The sequence below is a fragment of the Microbacterium sp. P2_F9 genome (assembly GCF_056403635.1).
Map to the genome: position 1 here is coordinate 1 of NZ_JBFUFC010000399.1, position 1,210 is coordinate 1,210.

At 70.2% G+C, this 1,210-nt stretch carries 2 protein-coding genes; both read right to left on the minus strand.

Features of this window, described 5'->3' with window-relative positions; genetic code table 11:
• On the minus strand, positions 1–483 hold a 483-nt coding region (ruvC, locus tag AC1DVT_RS20335), incomplete at its 3' end, for a crossover junction endodeoxyribonuclease RuvC (protein WP_477391223.1).
• Positions 484–545: 62 nt separating this feature from the next.
• Positions 546–1,210, minus strand: a 665-nt coding sequence (locus AC1DVT_RS20340; RefSeq protein ID WP_477391225.1) for a YebC/PmpR family DNA-binding transcriptional regulator, incomplete at its 5' end; no start/stop codon positions are given.

Sequence of the window (1,210 nt, forward strand, 5' to 3'; positions counted from 1 at the left end):
CCGCCCGCCGCGCCACGCGTGGCAGAGCGCGATCGCGAGGGCGTCGGCGGCATCTGCGGGCTCGGGCGGCGCGTCCAACCGCAGGATGCGCGCGATCATGGTCTGCACCTGACTCTTGTCGGCGGTGCCGTAGCCCGTGACGGCCGCCTTGACCTCGGAGGGTGTGTGCGTCGCGGCGGGAAGCCCATGCTCGGCAGCCAGCAGGAGCGCGATGCCGCTCGCCTGCGCGGTGCCCATCACGGAGTGCCGGTTCTGCTGCGCGAAGACCCGCTCGACGGCCACGACATCCGGCTGATGGCGTGCCAGCACGTCGCGGATCCCGGCCGCGATCAGCGCGAGGCGCTGCTCGATCGGGAGTGCCGGGTCGGAGCGGATCACGCCCACGTGCACCAGCGTGGCCGAGCGGTTGCCGGCGACGTCAACGACGCCCACGCCGCAGCGGGTGAGCCCGGGGTCGACGCCGAGGACGCGAAGGGATGCCACTCCCCCACGCTAAGCGCGGGTGCGGGCCGCGAGGCCCAGGCGCGCCCGCGAGGACCCGCTGGTCAGTCCTCGGTCTCGAGCTCGGCCTGCACCTCGGGGCTGAGGTCGAAGTTGCTGAACACGTTCTGAACGTCGTCGCTGTCCTCGAGCGCATCGATCAGGCGGAAGATCCGGCGCGCGGTGTCGGCATCGATCTCGACCTTGAGGCTCGGGACGAACTCGACGTCCGCAGACTCGTAGTCGATCCCGGCCTCCTGCAGCGCGGAGCGCACCTTCACAAGGTCGGACGCATCGGTGATGACCTCGTAGCCGACGGCGTGCGGCTCGATCTCCTCGGCACCGGCCTCGAGGACGGCGAGCATGACGTCCTCTTCGCTGGTGCCCTCGCCGGCGACGACGATGACGCCCTTGCGCTGGAAGTTGTACGCCACGCTGCCAGGGTCGGCCATCGCGCCGCCGTTGCGGGACATGGCCGTGCGCACCTCGGCTGCCGCGCGGTTGCGGTTGTCGGTGAGGCACTCGATCAGCAGGGCGACGCCATTGGGACCGTAGCCCTCGTAGAGGATCGTCTGGTAGTCCACCGACTCGCCGGTCAGGCCGGCGCCGCGCTTGAYGGCGCGGTTGATGTTGTCGATCGGGACCGAAGTCTTCTTCGCCTTCTGGACCGCATCCTGAAGGGTGGGGTTGCCGGCAAGATCGGCACCGCCGATCTTGGCTGCGACTTCGA